We start from the raw sequence: 23,299 nt of genomic DNA, 5'->3' as shown, positions 1-23,299 counted from the left end.
AAGTTGTAAAAAAAGCACACTATCTGAAAAGATAGTGTGCTTTTTTTTATGCCTTACGCATATGGTTTAGTAAATGTGGACAAGCATAAAATATTGAAAAAACATGTAGTTTCAAAAACGATGAACACAACAAGATTAGTGCATACGCTCTAAGTTTGTCTTGTGTGATAGGCGATAGCAGTTTTATCCCGCGTTTGAGGGCGGTAAAACTCCCACCTCAAAATTCAGCTGGAGCAAAGAAGTTAGGTGGGAGCCCTGCTGCCCGTAAACGCCCGATTGGTGAGGGCTAATAATCAGTGGGGGGATGAACAAAACCCCCACTGATTAAAGTTTCGCTTTATGGATGATTAGAAAATTTCCTGCATCTAAAGTACAAAAGTGAAAATAAAGTTTGTGTATACAGTTGTTTTTGTGGGACTTTACAAAACTTTTACAAATAATTAAAACCGAATTAATAGTTTAGCAGTATTCTTATATCTGTAATCCTGTTATTTCCGGTTACTTCTAGGAGGAAGAACACGTGAAATGGATGAGCACATCGATTAAAGTTTTGACATTATCGACATGTTTCCTTTGTTTTAATATGTCTACTGCATTCGCTACAAATGAAATGGGAGAAGTGAGAGTTGATGGATCCTCAACGGTTTTTCCTATTATAGAGGCAGTAGCAGAGGAATATACAAAGGCCCATCCAAACGTGAAAATTTCTATTAGTATTTCTGGGACAGGAGGAGGATTTAATCGTTTCAGTAAAGGAGAAGTAGATATAAACAATGCTTCGAGATTGATGAAACCGGTAGAAGAAAATGCAATGCAGAAAAAATCCATTCAATTTACACCATTTGAGGTTGCTTATGACGGTCTAACGATTGTTGTGAATCGTCAAAATACGTGGGTAAACAATATGACGATAGACGAGTTACGTCTATTATGGAGTGAAAATGGAAGATTGAAACGATGGTCACAAATTCATTCATCATGGCCTCGTGAACAAGTTGAATTTTATGCGCCAGGCGTAGACTCTGGTACTTATGATTATTTCCAAAATGTTGTCTTACAAAATAATCGCCTTGTAAAAACGGTTTCTTTGTCTGAAGACGATCAAGTTATTATGCAAGGGGTAATGAATGATAAAAATGCCATTGCTTTTGTAGGATATGCTTATTATATGGCCAATCGAGATAAGGTAAAAGCAATACAGGTGGATGGTGTATTTCCAACGAAAGAGACCATTCAGTCGGGTACGTATAAGCCATTATCTAGGCCGCTATTTACGTATGTGAATCATGCATCTATCAGAAATAAAATTAATGTAGCAAATTATGTTGAGTTTATGATTAAGCATGTTGGAAGCCTTGCTGAAGAGGTCGGATATGTAAAATTACCAAAAGAAAAATATAATGAACAGCTGCGAATGTTAACAGAAATAAAAAGGTAATGTCAGGGTGGAAAGGGGTTTTCATCTTTGGCTCATAATGACAAAAGTCAAATTACATTTTCTGTACAACATTTGATTGAGAGAAATACAAATAGAAGAAAAAAAACGCAGCGAATCAATCGAATTGTTCCGTTAATACTAAAAGCCATTGCTAGCGTGTCCATTGTAACGACACTTGGAATTATTATTACGCTGGCAAATGAAACAATCATGTTTTTTCAAAAGATATCATTGTATTCTTTTTTGACAGAGAAGGAATGGTTACCTTTTTTTGAAGATCCAAAATTCGGTATATTACCACTTATATGTGGAACAATCCTTGTAACAGCAATTGCCATGTTCGTAGCAATTCCTATTGGTTTAGGTTGTGCCGTGTTTTTAAGCGAATACGCTTCGAATGGCGCTCGGAAAATATTAAAACCGTTGTTAGAGCTACTAGCAGGCATCCCGACAATTGTATATGGTTTTTTCGCGTTAACAGTTGTCACACCACTTTTACAACGCGTTATACCAGATTTGCAGTTTTTTAATGCTATTAGTCCGGGTATTGTTATAGGGTTCATGATGATCCCGACGATTGCGTCTCTCTCTGAAGATGCGATGAGGGCTGTAGAAAAAGGAATTAAAGAAGCCTCATTAGCGCTAGGAGCGACTCGTTTTGAGATGGTAAAACAAGTGGTGTTTCCATCGGCTTTTACGGGCATAATGGCAGCGATTATATTAGCAGCTTCCAGGGCAATTGGTGAAACGATGATTGTTGTTATTGCAGCTGGATCAACACCTAATGTATCGATAGATCCGACTCATTCTATTCAAACATTAACAGCCTATATTGTACAAGTGAGTTTAGGTGATGCTCCGCACGGAACGATTACTTATTACAGCATGTATGCTGTAGGTGCAACGTTATTTATGTTTACTTTTATTATGAATATCATTTCGCAATATATTATGCGCCGTTTTAGGAGGGTGACATAATATGCGAATGTTAAACCATAAAAAAATACAAGAAAATATGGCATCGCGTTTTTTAAAGGATCGGATTTACAAGTGTTTGTTTTATATAGCAATTTTGTTTTCAGTAGTAATACTTTTTATATTGCTTTTTCAAATTTTTGAAAAAGGTATAAGTTATCTTTCAATAGATTTCTTTACAAACTTCGCCTCACGTAATCCGAAAGAAGCTGGGATTGTCGCTGCTTTGTCAGGAACAATACTATTTATGAGCATTGTTATACCGGTCTCTTTTATATTTGGAGTCGGAACAGCTCTTTATTTAGAGCATTATGCGAAGGAGTCCGTTTTTAAAAAGTTAATTGAATTAAATAATCAAACATTAGCAGGGGTACCTTCCGTTGTGTTTGGTTTACTCGGATTAACTATTTTCGTATACGCTCTCCATTTAGGAGAGAGCATAATTGCAGCGGCACTGACGATGAGTTTACTCGTCTTACCAACTGTTGTTGTAGCTAGTCAAGAAGCGATTAGAACTGTGCCGAGCTCATTACTAGAGGCTTCTTACGGATTAGGTGCTACGAAATGGCAAACGATGTATCAAATTGTATTGCCAGTCGCTTTGCCAGGGATTGTAACGGGATGTACGTTAGCGGTATCGAGAGCAATTGGTGAGGCAGCACCATTATTAGTTATTGGGGCCCTTGCCTTTGCAAATTATGTTCCGTTTAGTATGTTTGATAGATTTACGGTTTTACCAATTCAAATTTTTAATTGGATGAGTAGACCACAAGAAGAATTTCAGTATGTAGCAGCAGCTGGGATGATTGTTTTGCTAGGATTGTTGCTCTTTATAAATATATTTGTCTTATGGTTACGAAATCGAAAATAAGTTGGAAGTGGATGAAAGGGGAATTCAAATGGTAGCAACAGTAGTAAATGTACAGGTGAAAAACGAGAAAAAGATTGAGACAGCACCAAAAAAAATAGTATTTGATACGAAAAATTTAAATTTATGGTACGGAGAAGACCATGCTTTAAAAGATATCAACTTAAGTATTCATGAGAATGAAGTAACAGCGATTATCGGTCCAAGTGGTTGTGGTAAATCAACGTACTTAAAAACACTAAATCGTATGGTAGAGTTAGTGCCTATCGTTCGAACTACGGGCGTTATCGAATATAGAGAACGAAACATATTCGAAAAGTCATATCCGGTTGAAGAATTGCGTACGCATGTGGGAATGGTGTTCCAAAAGCCAAATCCATTCCCAAAATCTATTTATGAAAATGTAGCATATGGCCCGAAAATCCATGGCGTTCGTGACAAAAAAACACTTGATGAAATCGTTGAGAAAAGCTTACGCGGAGCAGCTATTTGGGATGAGTTAAAAGATCGTTTGCACGATAATGCATACGGTTTATCTGGTGGACAGCAACAGCGCCTATGTATTGCACGCTGCTTAGCGATTGAGCCAGACGTAATTTTAATGGATGAACCAACATCGGCGCTAGATCCAATTTCAACATCAAAAGTAGAAGAGCTAATTCAGGAGTTAAAGAAAGACTTTAGTATTGTTATCGTGACGCACAACATGCAACAAGCAGCACGTATTTCAGATAAAACCGCTTTCTTCTTAAGTGGAGAAGTTGTGGAATATACAGATACGAACAAATTATTTACAACACCTGCAGATAAGCGTACAGAAGACTACATTACAGGACGATTTGGTTGATATCGCTAGCAAGGCTAAGAGTAAATGCCCTCTTAACAGAGGGCATTTCTCATTTTTACCTCATTTTAAATAGGGGAGTAATATTTCTCTTTTCTCAAGGCTTAATAAACGTACAAGAGGCTGGGTAGGGGATTTATCCCGCATTAACGGGCAGTAAAACTCCCAACTCAAAACTCGGCTGGAACAAAGAAGTTAGTTGGGAGATCAACTGCCCATAAACGCCCGATTGGTTCAACTAATAATCAGTGGGGGATGAAAAACCCCCACACTGATTAAAGTTTCACTTTATATAAAATGGCACATAATATTGAGGGGGAAGAAATGATGGTAAGAGAACAGTTTCAATGTGATTTAAAAACGTTACAGCAAAAGGTGATCGAGCTTGGTGAGTTAGCAAGTGGAGCTTTATTGATTGCTATGGAAGGTCTTCACAACAGGGATGTAGAGAAAGCGTTAGAAGTCATTGATGGGGATTATCGCATGGATAATTTAGAAGAGGAAATAAATGACCTTGCGCTTATGCTTATTACAAAGCAGCAGCCTGTAGCAAGTGATTTAAGAAGAATTTTCATTTCAATTAAAACAGCGACAGATTTAGAACGTATTGCAGACCATGCTGTTAATATTGCGAAATCAACAATTCGTCTTGGTGAAAAAGAAGTGGTTGTTAGTTTGCATAATCTTGAGGAAATGTTTGAGATTGCTCATAAGATGTTAAATTTAGCATTAGAAGCATATGAGCAAGAAAATTTAACTTTTGCTAAACAAATTGCTGAAATGGATGATTCAGTTGATGAAATTTATGGGAAGGCGATTCGTGAATTTATTTCATCTATCCCTGGACAACCAGAAGCGATTACACAAATTACACAACTATCCTTTGTTGCAAGATATATTGAGCGTGTAGCAGATCATGTTACAAATATTGCCGAGAATGTATTTTATGTAGTAAAAGGAAAGCATTATTTATTGAATGAGTAGGGGGAAAAGTAGGTGATGAGAAATCACCTGCTTTTTTTAGTCAAAACATGACAAAAAAAGCTCGTTGTTTCCTTTAGTCTATGATGATAAGATGTATCATAATTAATGGGAAAATAAGTACATATATGTTAGTTACGTCTTATTAATTATTTTACCAAGTTAATGGTAAGCGCTTTCTTTTTGATGGGAGTTAAAAGGTACATTTATTTATAAAGTGAGGCTTTAATTAGTGGGGCTGTCTCTCGCTGATTGTTAGATCATACCAAACCGGACTTTTACTGCAGTTAATGTGGGGTAAATGATATACGGAGTTCTTGAACATTATATAAGTGGAGGCTGAAGTATATGAAGGGGGTTATTTTAGCTGGAGGAAAAGGGAGACGCCTTAGACCATTAACATGTAATACTCCAAAACCGATGTTACCATTGTTAGAAAAACCAGTTCTTGAATATAATATTGAATTATTACGTCAGCATGGTATTCGTGAAATTGCAATTACAGTTCAATATATGAGTACTGCCATTAAGCAATACTTTGGTGATGGTAGTAAGTGGGGAGTTAACTTGTATTATTTTGAAGATTCTCCTCCGCTTGGAACAGCAGGGAGTATTAAGCAAGCGGAAAGTTTTTTAGATGAAACATTTGTTGTTATTAGTGGGGATGCACTAACTGACTTTCAATTATCAGAAGGAATTGCATTTCATGAACAGAAGAAGAGAATGGTAACGATGTTTGTGAAAGAAGTAGAAAACCCACTTTCATTTGGGTTAGTTGTAATGAATAAAGAACAAGAAATTATACGATATATAGAAAAGCCGAGCTGGAATGAGGTAGTTTCTAATATTGTGAATACAGGTATTTATATAATGGAGCCAGAAATCTTTTCTTACATACCATCCATGGAATTTTCGGATTTCAGTCATGATGTGTTTCCGTTATTGGCAAATAAAAATGCTTTATTTGCATATTTATCAGAAGACTATTGGCTAGATATTGGTACATTTGATCAATATCGGCAAGCTCAATTCGATTTGTTGACGAAAAAATTGAAGGTGCCTATTCCATATACAGAAGTATTACCAATGGTGTGGATGGGAGAAGGTGTAACGATAGGAAAAGGGACGAAAATTCATGGTCCTTCTTTTATTGGGGAAGGAGCAATGATTGGTGCAGGGGCTGTAATTGAACCGTACTCTATTATCGGGAAAAATAGTATCGTTTCAAGTTATTCTCATCTTCAAAAAAGCATCATTTTTGCAAACTCTCATATAGGGAAAAATTGTGAGTTGTTAGAAACAACAATAGGAGATCATACAATGGTCGAAGATGATGTTACACTTTTTCAAAAAAGTATTGTAGCGGATCATTGTCATATAGGGAAAAGTACAGTAATTAAGCAAAAAGGAAAAATATGGCCATATAAGGAGATAGATAGTCATTCTATAGTAGGTTCTGCCGGTGTTAAAGAGAGTGAAAAGAGTGCAGGATGGTTACAAAAAAGCCGGATTGTAGGAAGGGGTAATGTTGAAATTACTCCTCAATTTATTGTGAAAGTTGCAATGGCTTATGGATCTCTTTTTGCTAAAGGAGAGAGTATATTGATTGGAAGTCAGGAAAATATAGAAACAACTTCCTTTAAAAATTTATTCCTCCATGCCATTCATGGCAGCGGGATTCATACGATGGAATGTAAAGAAATGAATGAATCGCTTTTTCAGTATGCCATTCATAATTTGCAATGTGCAGGTGGAGTTTTCGTTCAAGTGGAAAGCGAAAGAGGAATTGTTATACAACTGTATGGCAAGGAGGGCTCGTTTTTAACGTATAAGCAGCAAAAAGCGATAGAACAAGTATATATGTCTGAGTCGTTTTATTACGCTTCTGAGAAAGAAATGGGGCGAAATAAGCTAGTTCACGTTTCTGTAAATAATTATGTAGAAGCTGTGTTAGAGCGTATTGATATTGAAACGATACAAAAACAGAAGTTTCATCTTCTTATTAATAAGAGAAATGATATGTTACAACATTTACTTATGATCTTTCTACAAAGGCTTGGATGCACAGTTACATGGATTTACGCGAGTGAACAAAAAGATCATGTGAAAGCTCTGATGAAATCGAGTAAAGCAAATATGGCGCTTATGTTTTCTGAACACGGAAATCGCTTCGAATTATATGACACTCACAGTAATATTTACCAAGGAACTGATTTTGAAGAAGTAGATATTCCAGATTTATTACTCGAATCAGCAGATAATGTTTACCCAATGTCTTTGAAATTAGGGGAATGTTATCTCCTCTTTTATATGCATAACGAAAAAAACTCTTTTCAATTAAGATGGAAACGAGATATTTTATATCGAATTGGAAAATTATTCGAATTAATAGCGTTGCAAGGAAAAACATTACTTAGCATAGCAGAGCAATCACCGCCACTGTATCTACTTTATGATGAAGTTGTATGTTCATGGAAGGAAAAAGGGAAAGTAATGAGGAAATTATTGGCCGATATGGAAAGAAAAGAAGAAGGTATATTTGAAGGGATACAGTTCAAATATACCGAAAAAGAGTGGTCTTATATCGTTTCTGACACAAAACAACCGAAATTTTTAGTGTATTCGCATGCTAGAAACCCAGTAATAGCAAGGGAAAACATGAAAAATCTTATAGAAAAAATTAGACAATATCAAAAGGTGTAGAATTTTTATTTTAAAAGTGGTATTATAGTATAGTCTGATTTAAGTTATTAGTACTGGAGGGAATAAGAATGCGTGTGAATATTACTCTAGCATGTACAGAATGCGGAGATCGTAACTATATCTCAAAGAAAAACAAACGTAACAACGCTGAGCGTATCGAGCTTAAAAAGTATTGCAAGCGTGACAAGAAGTCTACGTTACACCGTGAAACAAAGTAAGCAGTAGGAATATTTTCCTACTGTTTCTTTTTTTTATGCGATTCCTACGTAAAAGTGATACACTATCTTCGTAGAGTAAAGTGTCACTGCAAGGGGGAAAAGTGTGTGAAAGAAGAGAAAATACGTTTACGCAAACAAATAATAGAACACATGAATTCTTTATCTGAAGAACAGTATACAACTTTATCGGAACAAATTGCAGTTTCGGTGTATGGACAAAAAGAGTGGGTTGAAGCTAAAACAATTGGAATCACTCTCTCGATGGAGCATGAAGTGAATACATATCCTATTATCGAAAAAGCTTGGGAAGAAGGAAAGAAAATTGTTGTTCCGAAGTGTAATAAAGGGGCAAGAACGATGTCTTTCCGACAAATTAGTAATTTTAATCAATTAGAAACAGTATATATGAATTTACGTGAACCGATTCCAGCGCTTACGGAAGAAGTGAATGCGTGTGAAATTGATCTTCTTATCGTGCCAGGAGTAGCTTATACACAGCGAGGGGAACGGATTGGATATGGCGGTGGCTACTATGATCGTTATCTCGTGCACTATAAAGGGAAAACGCTATCATTAGCTTATAATTTTCAAATTGTAAAACATATTCCGGTAGATCCATTTGATAAAAATATAGAAAAAATTATTACAGAAAAAGGAACAATGGTTATAAATGGGCTTGTATAGACAAATAAAAATTGACGAGACTTTTTCTTCTTGATTATAATAAAATATGTGAACGTTTTCTTATTATAATTTTTTTATAGTAAGTGAGTATAGAGGGTGATGAAATGATATCCATTTATGATATTCAGCAATTGCTAAAGAAATTTGGCACGATTATTTATACGGGTGATCGAATCGCTGATTTACAATTAATGCAAGATGAATTGCGTGAATTAAATCAATCACAGCTAATCGATCCACAAGACTATCAAACAGCTTTATTTTTGTTGAAGCAAGAAATTCAAAAAGAGATAAATAAGAAATAGATAAAGGTAGGTACGTAACATGGAAGAGAAATGGTTAGTTGGTGTTGACCTTGGTGGGACAACGATTAAATTAGCATTTATTAATGTGTACGGTGAAATTTTACATAAGTGGGAAATCCCTACGAATACAAATGAACAAGGAAAACATATTACACTTGATGTAGCGAAAGCTATTGATAAAAAGTTAGAAGAATTAGGTGAATTAAAAAGTAAGCTAATTGGTATTGGTATGGGAGCTCCTGGTCCTGTACATGTGGCATCTGGAATGATTTATGAAGCGGTTAATTTAGGATGGAAAAACTATCCGTTAAAAGATTTACTAGAAGTAGAAACGGGATTACCTGTTGTTATTGATAATGATGCAAACTTAGCGGCGCTTGGTGAAATGTGGAAAGGTGCCGGTGAAGGAGCAAAAGATTTAATTTGTATGACACTTGGCACTGGTGTTGGTGGTGGTGTTATCGCCAATGGTGAGATTGTACATGGTATAAGCGGTGCTGCTGGTGAGATTGGACATATTACAGTTGTTACAGAGAACGCTTTTCCATGTAATTGCGGGAAGTCGGGTTGTTTAGAAACGGTAGCCTCTGCAACAGGTATTGTACGTGTTGCTATGCAACAAATACAAGAGACAGATAAAGAAAGTGTTTTACGTTCTATGTTAGCAGAAGAAGGGCTTATTACATCAAAAGATGTGTTTGAAGCGCTTGGACAAGGTGACGAACTAGCAGGTGAAGTAGTGGAAAAAGTAGCTTCTTATTTAGGATTAGCTGTAGCGAACCTTGCTAGTACGTTGAACCCAGAGAAAATCGTAATTGGTGGTGGCGTATCTAAAGCTGGAGACGCACTATTAGAGCCAATTCAACGTTATTTCGAGCAATATGCTTTCTCTCGTGCTGTAAAGAGTACGAAGTTAGCAATTGCAATACTTGGTAATGATGCAGGTGTAATTGGAGGAGCGTGGCTTGTAAAAAAGCACAAATACGAGGCGAAGATGATATAAGTAGTGAATAATGAAAAGAGGAAGGGGCCCCCTTCCTCTTTTTATGCAAGATCTTGTTGGAGAATAAAAATGTAAATAGATTAAGCTGTTGGTGGGTACCCATTATATAGAACAGTCATGATTGTAAACCATCCGAAAACAAGTACGGTTGCAATAGCGAAGCCGCCCGCGAATAAGTTTTTTTCGCGAAGTGTTCTAAGCGTAGCAAATACAGCTAACAGAGTGACTAGCGTAAAAATAATAACAAGGCCCATACAATATCCTCCTCTGTCTACTCATTCCTTAGAATGAGTTTTTAGAATATTTACTCTTTTATATTGTACATGTTTTAAAAATGATTGTCGAGATGACACGCCTTCTTTTCCTAAGAGAAAGAAATGTTGTATCATTAAAAGTAAATTAAATAACTGGAGGAGATTTTCATATGAAATGGATACAAATGCCTTTAGGCCCATTACAAACAAATGCTTATATTTTAACGAATGATCAAAATGAGTGTATTATTTTTGATCCTGGTCATGAAGGAGAGAAACTTGTTACATATTTACAGGAAGCGCAGTTAAAGCCACTTGCGGTTTTATTAACACATGCTCATTTCGATCATATCGGTGCTGTTGATGCGGTGAGAGACGCTTTTCATATTCCTGTATACGTACATAAAGAAGAAGCGGATTGGTTAGGCGATGCAACTGTGAATGGCTCGCAAATTTTTATGATGAACCGCAGTATTACAACAAAACCAGCAGATCATATTATTGACGAAGAGGGTACATTAACGATTGGTTCTTTTAGTTTTGAAATTTTTGAGACACCAGGACATTCTCCAGGAAGTATTTCTTATTATAGTAAAGAAGCGAATGCTGTATTTTCTGGAGATGTATTGTTCCAAATGAGTATTGGAAGAACGGATTTACCTGGTGGAAGTTTTGCTGAATTAATTGGAAGTATTGAAGAGAAATTATTTGTATTACCAGATGAAACAGCGGTGCTATGTGGACACGGTCCAGAAACAAGCATTGGTTTTGAAAAAGAAAATAATCCATTTTTACAATAAGGAGTCATTATGGGGATGGAGCTCAATTTAAGAGAATGGATGGGAAAAGAAAAGGATCATTCGATTTCATATAGTACGTATATGAACCTCGTATTATATGCAGAGGAACATGGGTATTATATGAGAGAACGTGAAAAAATTGGAAGACAGGGAGATTTTTTTACGAGTAGCAATGTATCTTCTGTATTTGCGAAGACTTTTGCTAAGTTTTTTATTCGGCTTGTTGAAAAGGGAGAAGTTTCTCCAAATATTTGTGAGATTGGTGGGGGAACAGGAAAGTTTGCCTATGATGTTTTACAAGAATGGAAACAATTATCTCCGGAAACCTTTATCAATTTAAACTATTCAATTATTGACGTGAGCCCTTTTCATAGAAGGCTACAACAGGAGAGGCTTTGCTTATTTGATAATGTGTCGTATTATACATCTTATATTGAAATGGGAGAGTCTTTCGAAGGAATTATTTTTTCGAATGAATTATTTGATGCGTTTCCTGTTGAGATAGTTGAGAAAAGAAATGGAATTTTGTATGAAGTACGTATCACGTATACAGATGAAGGAAACCTTACAGAAGTATTTAGACCGATAGAGAAAAGAGTCGGTCGTTACTTATTGAAATATAACATTCATATTGCTGAGGGACAGCGCTTTGAAGTGCCTATTGCAATGGAAGAGTATATAGAAGAGATTGCGAAATGGTTTCAGAAAGGTATATGTATTACAGTTGATTATGGATATACAAAAGAAGAATGGATGCATCCTGCACATCGTGAAGGAAGTTTAAGAGGATATTATAAGCACAAGCTAATTCGTAATCCTCTTGCATATCCAGGAGAAATGGACCTTACTACGCATGTTCATTGGGATGAGTTGAAGATGAATTTTGAGCTACAAGGAATTAATACGATATGGCATAGGAAGCAATCAGAGTTTTTGTTAGCAGCAGGAATATTAGATCAGCTTGCTAGCCATCAAGATACCAACCCTTTTTCTGAAACTCAAAAACTAAATAGAGCTATTCGCTCTATGATTTTGAACGGAGGATTAGGTAATGCTTTCGATGTTGTTATACACACAAAAGATATGAAGAATTTACTTTTGAATCAATATTTAACAATATGAAAAAAACAAGACACAGTATTTTCTGTGTCTTGTTTTTTAATACGACTTTTAATTATGTAGCATTATATATTTTCTCTCATGATATATATTTATATTAAAGATATGAGATGAAAAATATAGAATACACTCTTTTTCTCTGTCTATAGGTCCCTAACCTAATAATACGCGAACGAGTTGAATGATTGTTTCGTTTTCTACTTTGTAGTAAATTTCCAATCCTTTTCTTTCACTAGAAACGATTTTAGCACTTTTTAACTTTGCTAAATGCTGTGAAATTGTAGATTGTGGCATGTTTAAGCCTGTGTACATTGTAGAAACGTTGCTTGGGCCACGTTCAATTAATCCCTTTACAATACATAAGCGAACAGGATGAGCAAGCACTTTCAATAATTCTGCATTGCTTTCATATAGTTCTATTTCTTTTTGAAAGGTTTCTAACATGTTCTTTTCCACCTCCGTGTGAGCTGTTATACCATACTATACATACCAAAAAATCAAAGAAAAGAAAACAGTTGTTGCAGAAAAAAAGTCCTAAAGTAAAGAAATTGTAAGAAAAGAGACCCTGATGTAAATAAAATAGATAAATTTGCACAGTTTTGTAAAATGACATTTTTGAGTGAAAATTTTGATGCGTTTCAAAAATTGAAAGATATAGATATATTCGTAACACAATTTTATCATGATTTTCTTATTCTTTCAAATGAATATACAAAATTTTTAAAATAATATGACAAAGGAATTATAATGTTATATATAGAATATATAACAGGTTAAAAGAAAAGAAGCTGATTATGATCAGCTTCTTTATGATGATAATGAAATGTTTGGATGTAACTGATACATCTTAGAATAATCAAGTCATCAGTCATTTATTCTAGAGTTCATCTTTTTAAACAACTATTTTATTTCTTGAAGAGTTTTATTATTCGTACACAGCTTCGTTTCTTCCCTTTATGCATTTACAGGTTCTTCGACATAAGAAAGAGCATTTTCAAAATCAGATATTAAATCGTTAACATTTTCAAGGCCGACTGATAAGCGAAGTAATGAATTCGAAATGCCCCTTTCATCACGAGCTTCTTGTGATAAAGCCGCATGTGACATTTTAGCTGGATAGGAAAGAATTGACTCGACGGCTCCTAAACTAACTGCAAAAACAGGTAATTTTACTTTCGATAAAAATTGGCGGAGTGCATCTTCTGACTGCAGAGTAAAAGATAAGACAGCTCCAGCGGATGTCGCTTGAGATTGTTGAATATCAAAGCCAAGATGTGTTTGTAATCCAGGGTAATAGACATTTTGAACTTTAGAGTGCTCTTGTAAAAAATGTGCGATTTTGTTGGCACCTGCAGCTGAATGTTCGAGACGTACATGCAATGTTTTAATGCCGCGAAGCACGAGAGAACAATCTTGCGGTCCTAAAATAGCACCAAAAGCGTTTTGTAGAAAGCCGAGCTTTTGAGCGAGTTCTTCATCTTTTACGACAGCTAATCCGGCGGTGACATCGCTATGACCAGCAATAAACTTTGTAGCGCTATGAAGAACGACATCAGCGCCAAGATCAAGCGGTTTTTGAAATAGTGGTGTCAAAAATGTATTATCAACAAAAGTAAGAGCACCAATAGATTTTGCAAGATTAGAAACAGCACGAATATCTGTCACTTTTAAAAGTGGGTTAGAAGGTGTTTCTACATAAAAGAGCTTCGTATTTGGTTTAATGTTTTCTTTTACTTCTTCCACATTGGTCATATCAACAAATGTATGTGAAACACCATAACGGGAGAGAACTTCAGTAACAATTCGATAAGTACCTCCATATACATCTTCTGAAATAAGAACATGGTCACCTTGTGAAAGAAGGAGAAATGCAGTAGAAATGGCTGCAATGCCTGATGCAAAGGCAAATCCTTTTGTCCCGCCTTCTAATAAAGCAATGATATCTTCAAGAGCTTCACGTGTTGGATTTCCAGATCTACTATAGTCATACTTTCCGAAAGCATCTACATCAAACTGATGGAATGTTGATGTGTTATAGATGGGAACGTTAACAGCTCCTGTGTGTGAGTCATGCTTGTATTGATTATGCAGTAAAAGCGTATCTATGGAATAACTCATATTCTTACACCTTCTTTTACAAGTTTAATTGCTTGCTTTAAGTCTCGAATTAAGTCGTTGCTATTTTCGATGCCGACTGAAAAACGGAGAAGACGATTACACACACCACGTGCTGTTCGAACATCTTCTGGAATATCGGCATGAGTTTGCGTTGCTGGATAAGTCATTAAACTTTCGACACCGCCAAGACTTTCAGCAAATGTAATTAAGGATAAAGATTGTAAGAAAGGATTAATCCAAGTTTCATCTTGAAGGCGAAATGAAATCATACCACCTCTTCCTGGATAAAATACATCTGTCACACCATCTACATCATTTAAATAAGCAACAATTGCATGAGCGTTTTCTTCATGCTGTTTCATGCGAAGTGCTAAAGTCTTCATGCCTCGAATTAATAGCCATGAATCAAACGGGCTTAAGACAGCACCAGAGGCATTATGATAATGAGCAATCTCCTCGCAAAGTGATTTCCCTTTCGCAACGACAAGTCCGCTTAGTACATCGTTATGTCCGCCTAAATATTTAGTTGCGCTATGAAGGACGATGTTTGCACCTTCTGTTAAGGGTTGCTGTATATAAGGTGTATAGAACGTGTTATCTACAATAAGAAGTAGTCCGTGCCTTTTCGCTACACTTGCTACATTTGCGATATCAGTTACTTGCATTAATGGATTAGTCGGTGTTTCTATGAAAATAGCCTTCGTTTGAGATGTGATTGCTTGCTCAATTTGTTTAATAGATTGTGTATTTACGTATCTACATCGAATATTCCACTTGTCTTCATGTTCGGAAAATAGACGATATGTTCCTCCGTATAAGTCTTCGGATACGATAAGTTCATCTCCGGAACGGAATAGTGAAAGGACAAGGAGAACAGCCGCCATTCCTGAACTACAGGCATACCCTTGCTCACCGCTTTCTAAGTCCGCAATTGCCTGTTCTAAAAGACCGCGAGTCGGATTTCCAGTTCTTGAATAGTCAAAGCCAGTAGATTTACCAATTCCTTCGTGACGATAAGCAGTTGAGAAATAAACAGGTGGATTAACAGTTCCTGTTGTAGCTTCGCTACGGTTCCCGATTTGTGCTAGTTTTGTTTCGATTGTTGACATGTGAAAATTCCCCCTTTTTAAAGTGAACGACTAAGTGAAAATAAAAAAAGCCTTCTAAGAAGAAGGCTTTCGGATTGAATAGAGTCTTCTTCTCATCTGTCAAATCTTTCACAATTTGCTGGAATTAGCACCTTATTAACGAATGAATGTTAATGGTTGCTGAGGCGTCAAAGGGCCAGTCCCTCTACCTCTCTAGATAAGAATGTTCGTATGAAATTTTATTATGGTTTTAACTTTACAACAAAAAATAATTGAATTGCAACTTTATTTTAAATAATTTTTATTTTTCCGCAAGTGTCATTGACTTTTATTTTAGTGCGTGCTAAATTTATAAAAAATTAACAAACATTGTTAAAAGGGGAACGTATTTCCTTTTAGCTACATAAATAAAATAATAAAGACAAACTCTTATTGAGAGCGGTGGAGGGAAAGGCCCTGTGAAACCCGGCAACCTTCAAACTAAATGTTTGAAACGGTGCTAAAACCTGCAAAACGTGTGTTTTGCATAATAAGAGGAGGAACAATTATGTCCCCCTCTTCAAAGTGAAGAGGGGGTTTTTATATTGATAGAAATGAGGGAGATTCGTGAAATTACTAGATTTATTATCAAAAGGAATTGTAATAGGTGATGGTGCGGTTGGAACGTTATTACATTCGCATGGTTTACAAAGTAGTTTTGAAGAATTGAATTTGTCTGATCCGGACTTAATTATATCGATCCATAAACAATATGTAGCCGCTGGAGCGGATGTCATTCAAACGAATACGTATGGTGCGAATGAAGCGAAACTCCGCATGTATGGTCTAGAAAATCAAGTTGTCCAAATTAATAAAGCGGCAGTGAATATTGCGAAAGCATCAGTAACAGAGCGGAATGCAATTTTAGGGACAATTGGAGGTATGAAACATATTGGTGCTGTTACAACGACTGATATAGAGCGAGAATTTATGTTACTTGAGCAGGCAGGTGCTTTACTAGAAGAACAGGTTGATGGATTACTATTAGAAACTTTTTATGATGAATTTGAATTATTGCATGCCGTTAAAGTATTGCGTAAACAAACGAATATTCCGATTGTTGCTCAGTTAGCGTTACATGAGGCAGGTACGACTCAAAATGGGAATGATGTCAATGAAATATTAAAACAGCTTTTGGATTACGGTGCCAATGTTGTTGGATTGAACTGTCAACTAGGGCCACTTCATATGACGGAAGCTTTCAAAATGATATCGATTCCTCAAAATGGCTATTTATCAGCATATCCGAATGCAGGTCTCCCGAATTATGTGGAAGGGCGTTACGTATATGAGGGAAGTCCAGCGTATTTTGAAGAGATGACACCAAACTTTATTGAACAAGGTATTCGTTTATTAGGTGGTTGCTGTGGTACTACCCCGGAACATATTGAAGGAATGAAACGTGCTATTGCAAATGTTGCACCTGTAATAGCAAAGGAGACGATTCAAAGGCCTAAAGTGGTCCATACACATGAGAAGCGTTCGAGAGTTCATGTTACTCTCGCAGAAAAGGCAAAGAAACAAACGACAGTTGTAGTGGAATTAGATCCACCGAAAACGTTAGACACGCAGCGTTTTTTTGAAGGGGCAAGAGCACTGAAAAGGGCTGGAGCGGATGCTATTACTCTAGCAGATAATTCATTAGCATCTCCTCGCGTTTCGAATATGGCTATGGGTGCATTATTAACGAAGCATGATATTCCAGTATTGACGCATTTAACGTGTAGAGACCATAACGTCATTGGACTACAGTCTCACTTGCTTGGATTATCAGCATTAGGTATGGAGGAAGTGCTAGCTTTAACTGGTGATCCAGCGCGCGTTGGTGATTTTCCAGGTGCAACTTCTGTATATGATTTGTCATCGATAGAGCTCATTAAAATGATTAAAGAGATGAACGACGGACGCTCTATTTTAGGGAAATCAATTGGTCCGGCAACAAGATTTTCTGTCGGAGGGGCATTCAATCCTCATGTAAGGCATTTAAAAGCAGCGGTCAAGCGAATGGAACGAAAAATTGATGCTGGTGCTGAATATTTCTTAACGCAGCCGATATATGATGTTGCTTTAATAGAAGAAGTATATGAAGCGACAAAGCATTTGGAACAACCTATCTTTATTGGAATTATGCCGTTAGTAAGTAAGCGGAACGCAGATTTTCTTCATTTTGAAGTGCCGGGTATTACTCTCCCTGAAGAGATAAGACAAAGAATGGATGGACATGAAACGAAAGAGGCAGCCATAGAGGAAGGGATTCGTATTTCACAAGAGTTGATCGATGCGGCGATGAAATACTTTAACGGTATTTATCTTATTACACCGTTTTTAAAATATGAAATTACAGAACATCTCGTGAAATATGTGAGAGAAAAGCAAGAAGTGAAAGAAGGTATTAATTGATGAAACGAATAGAAGAGAGATTACAACATGAAATTTTAATATTAGATGGTGCAATGGGAACGATGATCCAGCAAGAAGACTTAACAGCGGAAGATTTTGGAGGAGAAGAATACGAAGGTTGTAATGAATATTTAGTAAAAACAAGACCGGATGTTATTTTAAATATTCATAAAGTCTACATTGAAGCTGGAGCAGATATTATTGAAACGAATACGTTTGGTGCAACAAATATTGTATTAAGTGATTATGCATTGTCTCATTTAGATGAAGAGTTAAACGAAAGGGCAGCGCTTTTGGCGAAGCAAGCGGTTAAAGAAAGTGGGAAAGAAGTGTATGTTGCGGGAGCGATGGGACCAACGACGAAAGCGATTAGTGTTACAGGTGGTGTGACTTTTGAAGAGTTAATTGAAGCCTATACAAGGCAAGCGAGAGGACTATTAAGAGGAGAAGTTGATGTATTACTCGTTGAAACGAGTCAAGATATGCGTAATGTGAAAGCTGCGTACATTGGAATTCAATCGGCGTTTGAAGAACTAAACAAAATAGTACCTATTATGATTTCTGGAACAATTGAACCGATGGGAACGACTTTAGCGGGTCAAACGATCGAAGCCTTTTATTTATCGGTAGAGCATATGAAGCCATTATCGGTTGGATTAAACTGTGCTACTGGTCCAGAATTTATGAGGGAACATATACGTTCCCTATCTGATTTATCGGAGTGTTATATTTCGTGTTATCCAAACGCTGGTCTTCCTGATGAAGATGGGCATTATCACGAATCTCCAGCGTCACTTGCTGAAAAAGTAAAACGTTTTGCTGAAGAAGGATGGATTAATATTATTGGTGGTTGTTGTGGCACAACACCAGAACATATACGTGTAATGAAATCGGCGCTTGCCTCGATTAATCCTCGTGAGCATCATGAAAGGGTTGGACATGGAATTAGTGGACTAGAAGCGTTGCAATACGATGATTCTATGAGGCCTTTATTTGTTGGAGAAAGGACGAATGTAATTGGATCGCGTAAGTTTAAAAGATTAGTAGCAGAAGGGAAATTTGAAGAGGCTGCTGAAGTGGCAAGAGCGCAAGTGAAGAAAAATGCTCATATTATTGATATTTGTATGGCAGACCCTGATCGTGATGAAATAGAAGATATGGAAAGATTCTTGGCAGAAGTTACGAAAGTGTTAAAAGTACCGATTATGATTGATTCAACAGATGAAAATGTTATGGCGAAAGCTCTTACTTATATTCAAGGAAAAGGTGTTATCAATTCTATTAATTTAGAGGATGGAGAAGAACGTTTTGAAAAAGTGACACCCCTTCTTCGGAAATACGGTGCTGCGATAGTTGTAGGGACAATTGATGAAGATGGTATGGCAGTTAGTGCAGAAAGAAAGATAGAGATTGCTAAAAGAAGCTATGAATTACTAACGAAAAAGTATGGTATACGCCCATCTGATATTATTTTTGATGCGCTTGTGTTTCCTGTAGGAACAGGTGATGAAGAATATATAGGTTCAGCGGCAGCGACTATAGAAGGAATTCGTCTTATTAAAGAAGCGTTACCAGAATGTTTAACGATTCTAGGTGTGAGTAATATATCTTTTGGTTTACCACCAGCTGGACGTGAAGTATTAAACTCTGTCTTTCTATATCATGCAACGAAAGCAGGATTAGATTATGCGATTGTTAATACGGAAAAATTAGAACGCTATGCGTTAATTCCAGAGGAAGAAAAACGTCTTGCGGATGCATTATTATTTGAAACGACGAAAGAGACGTTAGAAAAATTCACAAACTTTTACCGTGTTGCCAAAAAGAAAGAAGTCGCTACACAAGAAACGCTAACGCTTGATGAACGACTGGCAAATTATATTGTGGAAGGTACGAAGCAAGGACTACAAGAAGATCTAAGTCTCGCGCTTACAGAAGGACGAAAACCTCTGGATATTATTAACGGGCCGCTTATGACAGGAATGGATGAGGTGGGGCGATTATTTAATGGTAATGAGCTTATCGTTGCTGAAGTATTGCAAAGTGCTGAAAGTATGAAAGCTGCCGTAAGTTATTTAGAGCCACATATGGAATCTAGTGAGAGTGCAAAAAAAGGGAAAGTATTATTAGCGACTGTTAAAGGAGACGTACATGATATTGGGAAAAACCTTGTTGAAATTATTTTATCAAATAACGGATATGAAATTATTAATTTAGGAATTAATGTTCGTTCGGATCGAATTGTTCAAGAAGTACAAGAAAAGAAACCTGATATTATTGGCCTTTCTGGTTTGTTAGTAAAATCAGCGCAACAAATGGTAACGACTGCTGAAGATTTAAAAGCAGCGAATATTGATATTCCAATTGTTGTAGGTGGTGCAGCACTAACGAGGAAATTTACAGATAATCGTATTTCTCCATCTTATAAAGGGCTCGTATGTTATGCAAGTGATGCAATGACAGGTCTTGATATTATTAACAAATTACAAAAAGAAGAAGAACGTGAAAAGATGAAGCGAGATAAAAAGGAACGCCATCTTCATATTGTGAAACAAGAGGAGAAAAAAATAGAAATTCCCGCAGTTATTGAGCCGTTGCCAAAAGCAACTGTTATAGTGCCAGATTCGACGAAACGAGTTGTATTACGGGATATTCCTGCCCTCCATCTTGCACCGTTTTTAAATAGACAAATGTTAATTGGACACCATCTTGGGTTAAAAGGAAACGTAAAAAAACTCTTGCAAGAAGGGGATAAAAGAGCACATGAGCTAAATGATTTAATTGATGAATTATTACAAGAAGGACAATCTTGGTTACGCCCAAAAGCGGTGTATCAATTTTTCCCGGCGCAAAGTGATGGACAAAATATAATTATATACGATCCGGAAGATCACACACGTATTATAGAGCGATTTGAATTTCCGAGACAAGGGAAAGCACCATACCGTACTTTAGGAGATTATATACGCCCGATTGGAGATGAGATGGATTATGTCGCTTTCTTATCTGTTACCGTTGGAGAAGGGGTTCGAGATATTGCAGAGGAATGGAAGGCGAAGGGAGATTATTTACGCAGTCATGCGATTCAGTCGTTAGCACTTGAATTAGCAGAAGGACTTGCTGAAAAAACACATATGCTCATTCGTGATCGTTGGGGAATTCCAGATTCACCTGAACTGACGATGGAAGAGAGATTCCGTACAAAATATAGAGGAATACGCGTATCATTTGGTTATCCAGCATGCCCAGAACTTGCTGATCAAGAAAAATTATTTCGCTTAATTCATCCAGAAGAAATAGGTATTTCATTAACAGAAGGATTTATGATGGAGCCAGAAGCGTCTGTAACGGCTATGGTATTTTCTCACCCTGAGGCAAGGTATTTTAGTGTACTATAGTGTAGAAGGGGGAGACGTATGAAAAAAATAGTCTTTACAGGTGGCGGTTCGGCCGGGCATGTAACACCTAATTTAGCAATTATTCCACATTTACAAAAGCAGAACTGGGATATCTCTTATATTGGTTCTCATCAAGGGATTGAGAAAACGATTATAGAAAAAGAAGGAATCCCATACCATAGTATTGCAAGCGGGAAGCTACGTCGTTATTTTGATTTGAAAAATATAAAAGATCCTTTTCTCGTGATGAAGGGTGTTATGGATGCGTACGTAACAATTCGTAAACTAAAACCGGATGTTATTTTTTCAAAAGGTGGTTTCGTATCCGTACCAGTCGTAATAGGAGGGTGGCTAAATAGGGTGCCAGTTTTATTACATGAATCTGATATGACACCTGGACTAGCAAATAAAATTGCGCTCCGTTTTGCCTCGAAAATATTTGTTACATTTGAAGAAGCAGCGAAACATTTACCGAAAGAAAAAGTAATATATACAGGATCGCCTGTACGTGAAGACGTACTAAGAGGAAATCTTGAAAAAGGTTTAAAGTTTCTAGGGTTTTCCCGGAAGAAATCAGTTATTACTGTTATGGGAGGAAGTTTAGGCGCAAAGAAAATTAATGAAACGGTTCGATCGGCACTTCCAGATCTTCTGAAAAATTATCAAATTGTGCATCTTTGCGGAAAAGGAAATCTTGATGAATCCTTACAAAATAAAGAAGGATATAGACAATTTGAATATGTACATGAAGAGTTGCCGGATATATTAGCAGCAACAGATTTTGTTATTTCACGTGCGGGATCTAACGCGATTTTTGAATTTTTAACAATGCAAAAGCCGATGGTTTTAATTCCGTTATCGAAATTTGCAAGCCGTGGAGATCAAATTTTAAATGCTGAATCCTTTAAAAGACAAGGGTATGCATCGGTATTATATGAAGAGGATGTAACGGTGAACTCACTTATAAAGCATATAGAAGAGCTATCTCATAATAATGAGACGTATAAAACAGCATTAAAAAAATATAATGGAAAAGAAGCGATTAAAACTATCATTCAACATATTTCAGAGGCATGATTAAACAATCATGTCTTTTTTAGTAGGATGAAAGATTCCAAGAATTGATATTTTTATGTTACAATAAAGTGAAACTTTAATCAGTGGGGGGGCATCCCCACTGATTATTAGTTGAACCAATCGGGCTTTTACGGGCAGTTAATCCCACATCTAACTTCTTTGCTTTTGCTGAATTTTGAGGTGGGGGTCTTACTGCCCGTTAATGCGGGATAACAAATGGTTAATAGGGAAATTCCAATTGATTAAGCGTGAAAATACGAATGGATTAGGAGTGACTGTGTTGGAGCTAAGTCTCTATGAAAATACTGCACTTATTATATGCTTTGTGTTGTACGTTGGTAGTGTTATTGTTTATATTTCACGGAAATTTTCACAAGAACGAGAGCTTGAAAAATCAGAAATAACAGCTGAACTAGAAATGTTAGCTGATGAAAGTTATAAAAAACAAAAAATAAAAGAAGATCATGAGGCACCCCATCATTGAAACGCAAATAAGTTCTAAGGATGGGGATTTTTTTTGAAAAAATCCCATTAACGCTAAAAAAGGAGTTTCCCCATACATATTTAAGGAGTGAATATAAATGAAATTTTATATTGCTTCAGGATTTCAAAATAAACATCTTGTTCGTTTCGTATCAAGCCAGTTGAAAGAAGTGGGATGGCAGCATACATATGATTGGACGAAAAATGAAAGAGCAACCAATAGAGAACAATTGCAAAAGATTGGTGAAGAAGAACAAGAAGCGATACGAGAAGCTGATGTTTTCTTACTCATACTAGAGGGTGGGAATGGAAGTCATACAGAATTAGGGATGGCAATTGCTTTAGAAAAGAAAATTTATATATATCACAAGGGCAATGAGTTGCAAACGACATTCTACCATTTACGAGAAGTTGATATTTTCGAAGGAGAAATTGAGGGGCTTGTCTCATATATATTGAATAAAGTGGAATGTTAGACGTGGGAATGCAGCGAGAAATATTTCT

The 23,299-nt window shown here is 36.5% G+C and carries 21 protein-coding genes and 2 riboswitches; of the genes, 17 read left to right on the top strand and 4 right to left on the bottom strand.

All coding sequences use genetic code 11. The features are described from left to right. Positions 1 to 520 precede the first annotated feature (520 nt). From MKY70_RS22335 to glcK, 10 genes are all read left to right on the top strand, one after another. Positions 521 to 1,438, top strand: a complete 918-nt coding sequence (locus tag MKY70_RS22335; RefSeq protein WP_088034249.1) for a PstS family phosphate ABC transporter substrate-binding protein — start codon at positions 521 to 523, stop codon at positions 1,436 to 1,438. A gap of 27 nt (positions 1,439 to 1,465) precedes the next feature. Continuing rightward, complete coding sequence (gene pstC / locus MKY70_RS22330) at positions 1,466 to 2,416, top strand: phosphate ABC transporter permease subunit PstC (protein ID WP_088034251.1); 951 nt, start codon at positions 1,466 to 1,468, stop codon at positions 2,414 to 2,416. 1 nt (position 2,417) lies between these two features. Beyond that, on the top strand, positions 2,418 to 3,284 hold the full coding sequence (pstA, locus tag MKY70_RS22325; protein WP_088034253.1) for a phosphate ABC transporter permease PstA: 867 nt from the start codon (positions 2,418 to 2,420) through the stop codon (positions 3,282 to 3,284). Positions 3,285 to 3,312: 28 nt separating this feature from the next. Next, on the top strand, positions 3,313 to 4,128 hold the full coding sequence (pstB, locus tag MKY70_RS22320; RefSeq protein ID WP_088034255.1) for a phosphate ABC transporter ATP-binding protein: 816 nt from the start codon (positions 3,313 to 3,315) through the stop codon (positions 4,126 to 4,128). A gap of 324 nt (positions 4,129 to 4,452) precedes the next feature. Continuing rightward, the gene (phoU, locus tag MKY70_RS22315) at positions 4,453 to 5,109 is read left to right on the top strand and encodes a phosphate signaling complex protein PhoU (RefSeq protein WP_002015145.1); all 657 of its coding nucleotides are present in this window, start codon (positions 4,453 to 4,455) and stop codon (positions 5,107 to 5,109) included. Positions 5,110 to 5,454: 345 nt separating this feature from the next. After that, positions 5,455 to 7,809 carry a sugar phosphate nucleotidyltransferase gene (locus MKY70_RS22310; RefSeq protein WP_088034258.1) on the top strand — a complete coding sequence of 785 codons (2,355 nt, stop codon included), beginning with the start codon at positions 5,455 to 5,457 and terminating at the stop codon, positions 7,807 to 7,809. Between the two features lie 68 nt (positions 7,810 to 7,877). Beyond that, the gene (gene rpmG, locus MKY70_RS22305) at positions 7,878 to 8,027 is read left to right on the top strand and encodes a 50S ribosomal protein L33 (protein ID WP_001265616.1); all 150 of its coding nucleotides are present in this window, start codon (positions 7,878 to 7,880) and stop codon (positions 8,025 to 8,027) included. A 105-nt stretch (positions 8,028 to 8,132) separates the two neighbouring features. Next, the gene (locus tag MKY70_RS22300; RefSeq protein WP_088034260.1) at positions 8,133 to 8,711 is read left to right on the top strand and encodes a 5-formyltetrahydrofolate cyclo-ligase; all 579 of its coding nucleotides are present in this window, start codon (positions 8,133 to 8,135) and stop codon (positions 8,709 to 8,711) included. A 104-nt stretch (positions 8,712 to 8,815) separates the two neighbouring features. Continuing rightward, positions 8,816 to 9,016, top strand: a complete 201-nt coding sequence (locus tag MKY70_RS22295) for a YqgQ family protein (protein ID WP_002015140.1) — start codon at positions 8,816 to 8,818, stop codon at positions 9,014 to 9,016. Positions 9,017 to 9,035: 19 nt separating this feature from the next. Next, entirely contained in the window at positions 9,036 to 10,019 is a 984-nt protein-coding gene (glcK, locus tag MKY70_RS22290) for a glucokinase (RefSeq protein WP_002034037.1), read from the top strand. Positions 10,020 to 10,099: 80 nt separating this feature from the next. Here the strand turns inward: glcK and MKY70_RS22285 are convergent, their stop codons facing one another. Then, positions 10,100 to 10,273 carry a DUF2759 domain-containing protein gene (locus MKY70_RS22285; protein ID WP_002015138.1) on the bottom strand — a complete coding sequence of 58 codons (174 nt, stop codon included), beginning with the start codon at positions 10,271 to 10,273 and terminating at the stop codon, positions 10,100 to 10,102. Positions 10,274 to 10,443: 170 nt separating this feature from the next. On the opposite strand from MKY70_RS22285, the gene MKY70_RS22280 reads away from it, so the two are divergent. Together MKY70_RS22280 and MKY70_RS22275 are read left to right on the top strand one after the other, a co-directional pair. Then, positions 10,444 to 11,073, top strand: a complete 630-nt coding sequence (locus MKY70_RS22280) for an MBL fold metallo-hydrolase (RefSeq protein WP_088034262.1) — start codon at positions 10,444 to 10,446, stop codon at positions 11,071 to 11,073. Positions 11,074 to 11,082: 9 nt separating this feature from the next. After that, complete coding sequence (locus MKY70_RS22275) at positions 11,083 to 12,195, top strand: class I SAM-dependent methyltransferase (protein ID WP_088034264.1); 1,113 nt, start codon at positions 11,083 to 11,085, stop codon at positions 12,193 to 12,195. A 150-nt stretch (positions 12,196 to 12,345) separates the two neighbouring features. On the opposite strand, the gene MKY70_RS22270 is transcribed toward MKY70_RS22275, so the two are convergent. From MKY70_RS22270 to metI, 3 genes are all read right to left on the bottom strand, one after another. Continuing rightward, complete coding sequence (locus tag MKY70_RS22270) at positions 12,346 to 12,636, bottom strand: ArsR/SmtB family transcription factor (protein WP_000894375.1); 291 nt, start codon at positions 12,634 to 12,636, stop codon at positions 12,346 to 12,348. Positions 12,637 to 13,146: 510 nt separating this feature from the next. Beyond that, on the bottom strand, positions 13,147 to 14,310 hold the full coding sequence (gene metC / locus MKY70_RS22265) for a cystathionine beta-lyase (protein WP_088034266.1): 1,164 nt from the start codon (positions 14,308 to 14,310) through the stop codon (positions 13,147 to 13,149). Beyond that, positions 14,307 to 15,419, bottom strand: a complete 1,113-nt coding sequence (gene metI, locus MKY70_RS22260; protein ID WP_341025711.1) for a cystathionine gamma-synthase/O-acetylhomoserine thiolyase — start codon at positions 15,417 to 15,419, stop codon at positions 14,307 to 14,309. Before metI ends, metC begins: the two co-directional genes overlap by 4 nt. An 89-nt stretch (positions 15,420 to 15,508) precedes the next feature. After that, a riboswitch (SAM riboswitch) is annotated at positions 15,509 to 15,622 on the bottom strand. A gap of 202 nt (positions 15,623 to 15,824) precedes the next feature. Next, positions 15,825 to 15,934: riboswitch (SAM riboswitch) on the top strand. A gap of 70 nt (positions 15,935 to 16,004) precedes the next feature. On the opposite strand from metI, the gene MKY70_RS22255 reads away from it, so the two are divergent. The 5 genes from MKY70_RS22255 (at position 16,005) to MKY70_RS22235 (ending at position 23,271) form a co-directional block, all read left to right on the top strand. After that, positions 16,005 to 17,837 (top strand): bifunctional homocysteine S-methyltransferase/methylenetetrahydrofolate reductase, encoded by a 1,833-nt coding sequence (locus MKY70_RS22255; protein WP_341025710.1) that lies wholly within the window; start codon positions 16,005 to 16,007, stop codon positions 17,835 to 17,837. Further along, positions 17,837 to 21,235 carry a methionine synthase gene (gene metH, locus MKY70_RS22250; RefSeq protein WP_088034270.1) on the top strand — a complete coding sequence of 1,133 codons (3,399 nt, stop codon included), beginning with the start codon at positions 17,837 to 17,839 and terminating at the stop codon, positions 21,233 to 21,235. Before MKY70_RS22255 ends, metH begins: the two co-directional genes overlap by 1 nt. Positions 21,236 to 21,253: 18 nt before the next feature. Continuing rightward, positions 21,254 to 22,312, top strand: coding sequence for an undecaprenyldiphospho-muramoylpentapeptide beta-N-acetylglucosaminyltransferase (locus tag MKY70_RS22245; protein WP_002067149.1), 1,059 nt, complete (start codon positions 21,254 to 21,256; stop codon positions 22,310 to 22,312). A gap of 241 nt (positions 22,313 to 22,553) precedes the next feature. Then, positions 22,554 to 22,796: a DUF3966 domain-containing protein gene (locus tag MKY70_RS22240; RefSeq protein ID WP_085960924.1), complete on the top strand. Its 243-nt coding sequence runs from the start codon at positions 22,554 to 22,556 to the stop codon at positions 22,794 to 22,796. A gap of 97 nt (positions 22,797 to 22,893) precedes the next feature. Beyond that, complete coding sequence (locus MKY70_RS22235; RefSeq protein WP_002034029.1) at positions 22,894 to 23,271, top strand: nucleoside 2-deoxyribosyltransferase; 378 nt, start codon at positions 22,894 to 22,896, stop codon at positions 23,269 to 23,271. Positions 23,272 to 23,299: the final 28 nt, after the last annotated feature.

This window comes from Bacillus sp. FSL R9-9492, assembly GCF_038007365.1.
GTDB lineage: Bacteria > Bacillota > Bacilli > Bacillales > Bacillaceae_G > Bacillus_A > Bacillus_A mycoides.
This window is presented reverse-complemented; position numbering and strand designations above follow the sequence as displayed.

Bases quoted from the DNA above. Each gene is read 5' to 3' on its own strand.
- pstA (WP_088034253.1), top strand. From the start codon at position 2,418: ATGCGAATGTTAAACCATAAAAAAATACAAGAAAATATGGCATCGCGT.
- pstB (WP_088034255.1), top strand. From the start codon at position 3,313: ATGGTAGCAACAGTAGTAAATGTACAGGTGAAAAACGAGAAAAAGATT.
- phoU (WP_002015145.1), top strand. From the start codon at position 4,453: ATGGTAAGAGAACAGTTTCAATGTGATTTAAAAACGTTACAGCAAAAG.
- MKY70_RS22310 (WP_088034258.1), top strand. From the start codon at position 5,455: ATGAAGGGGGTTATTTTAGCTGGAGGAAAAGGGAGACGCCTTAGACCA.
- rpmG (WP_001265616.1), top strand. From the start codon at position 7,878: ATGCGTGTGAATATTACTCTAGCATGTACAGAATGCGGAGATCGTAAC.
- MKY70_RS22295 (WP_002015140.1), top strand. From the start codon at position 8,816: ATGATATCCATTTATGATATTCAGCAATTGCTAAAGAAATTTGGCACG.
- glcK (WP_002034037.1), top strand. From the start codon at position 9,036: ATGGAAGAGAAATGGTTAGTTGGTGTTGACCTTGGTGGGACAACGATT.
- MKY70_RS22285 (WP_002015138.1), bottom strand. From the start codon at position 10,273: ATGGGCCTTGTTATTATTTTTACGCTAGTCACTCTGTTAGCTGTATTT.
- MKY70_RS22280 (WP_088034262.1), top strand. From the start codon at position 10,444: ATGAAATGGATACAAATGCCTTTAGGCCCATTACAAACAAATGCTTAT.
- MKY70_RS22275 (WP_088034264.1), top strand. From the start codon at position 11,083: ATGGGGATGGAGCTCAATTTAAGAGAATGGATGGGAAAAGAAAAGGAT.
- MKY70_RS22270 (WP_000894375.1), bottom strand. From the start codon at position 12,636: ATGTTAGAAACCTTTCAAAAAGAAATAGAACTATATGAAAGCAATGCA.
- metC (WP_088034266.1), bottom strand. From the start codon at position 14,310: ATGAGTTATTCCATAGATACGCTTTTACTGCATAATCAATACAAGCAT.
- metI (WP_341025711.1), bottom strand. From the start codon at position 15,419: ATGTCAACAATCGAAACAAAACTAGCACAAATCGGGAACCGTAGCGAA.
- metH (WP_088034270.1), top strand. From the start codon at position 17,837: ATGAAACGAATAGAAGAGAGATTACAACATGAAATTTTAATATTAGAT.
- MKY70_RS22245 (WP_002067149.1), top strand. From the start codon at position 21,254: ATGAAAAAAATAGTCTTTACAGGTGGCGGTTCGGCCGGGCATGTAACA.
- MKY70_RS22235 (WP_002034029.1), top strand. From the start codon at position 22,894: ATGAAATTTTATATTGCTTCAGGATTTCAAAATAAACATCTTGTTCGT.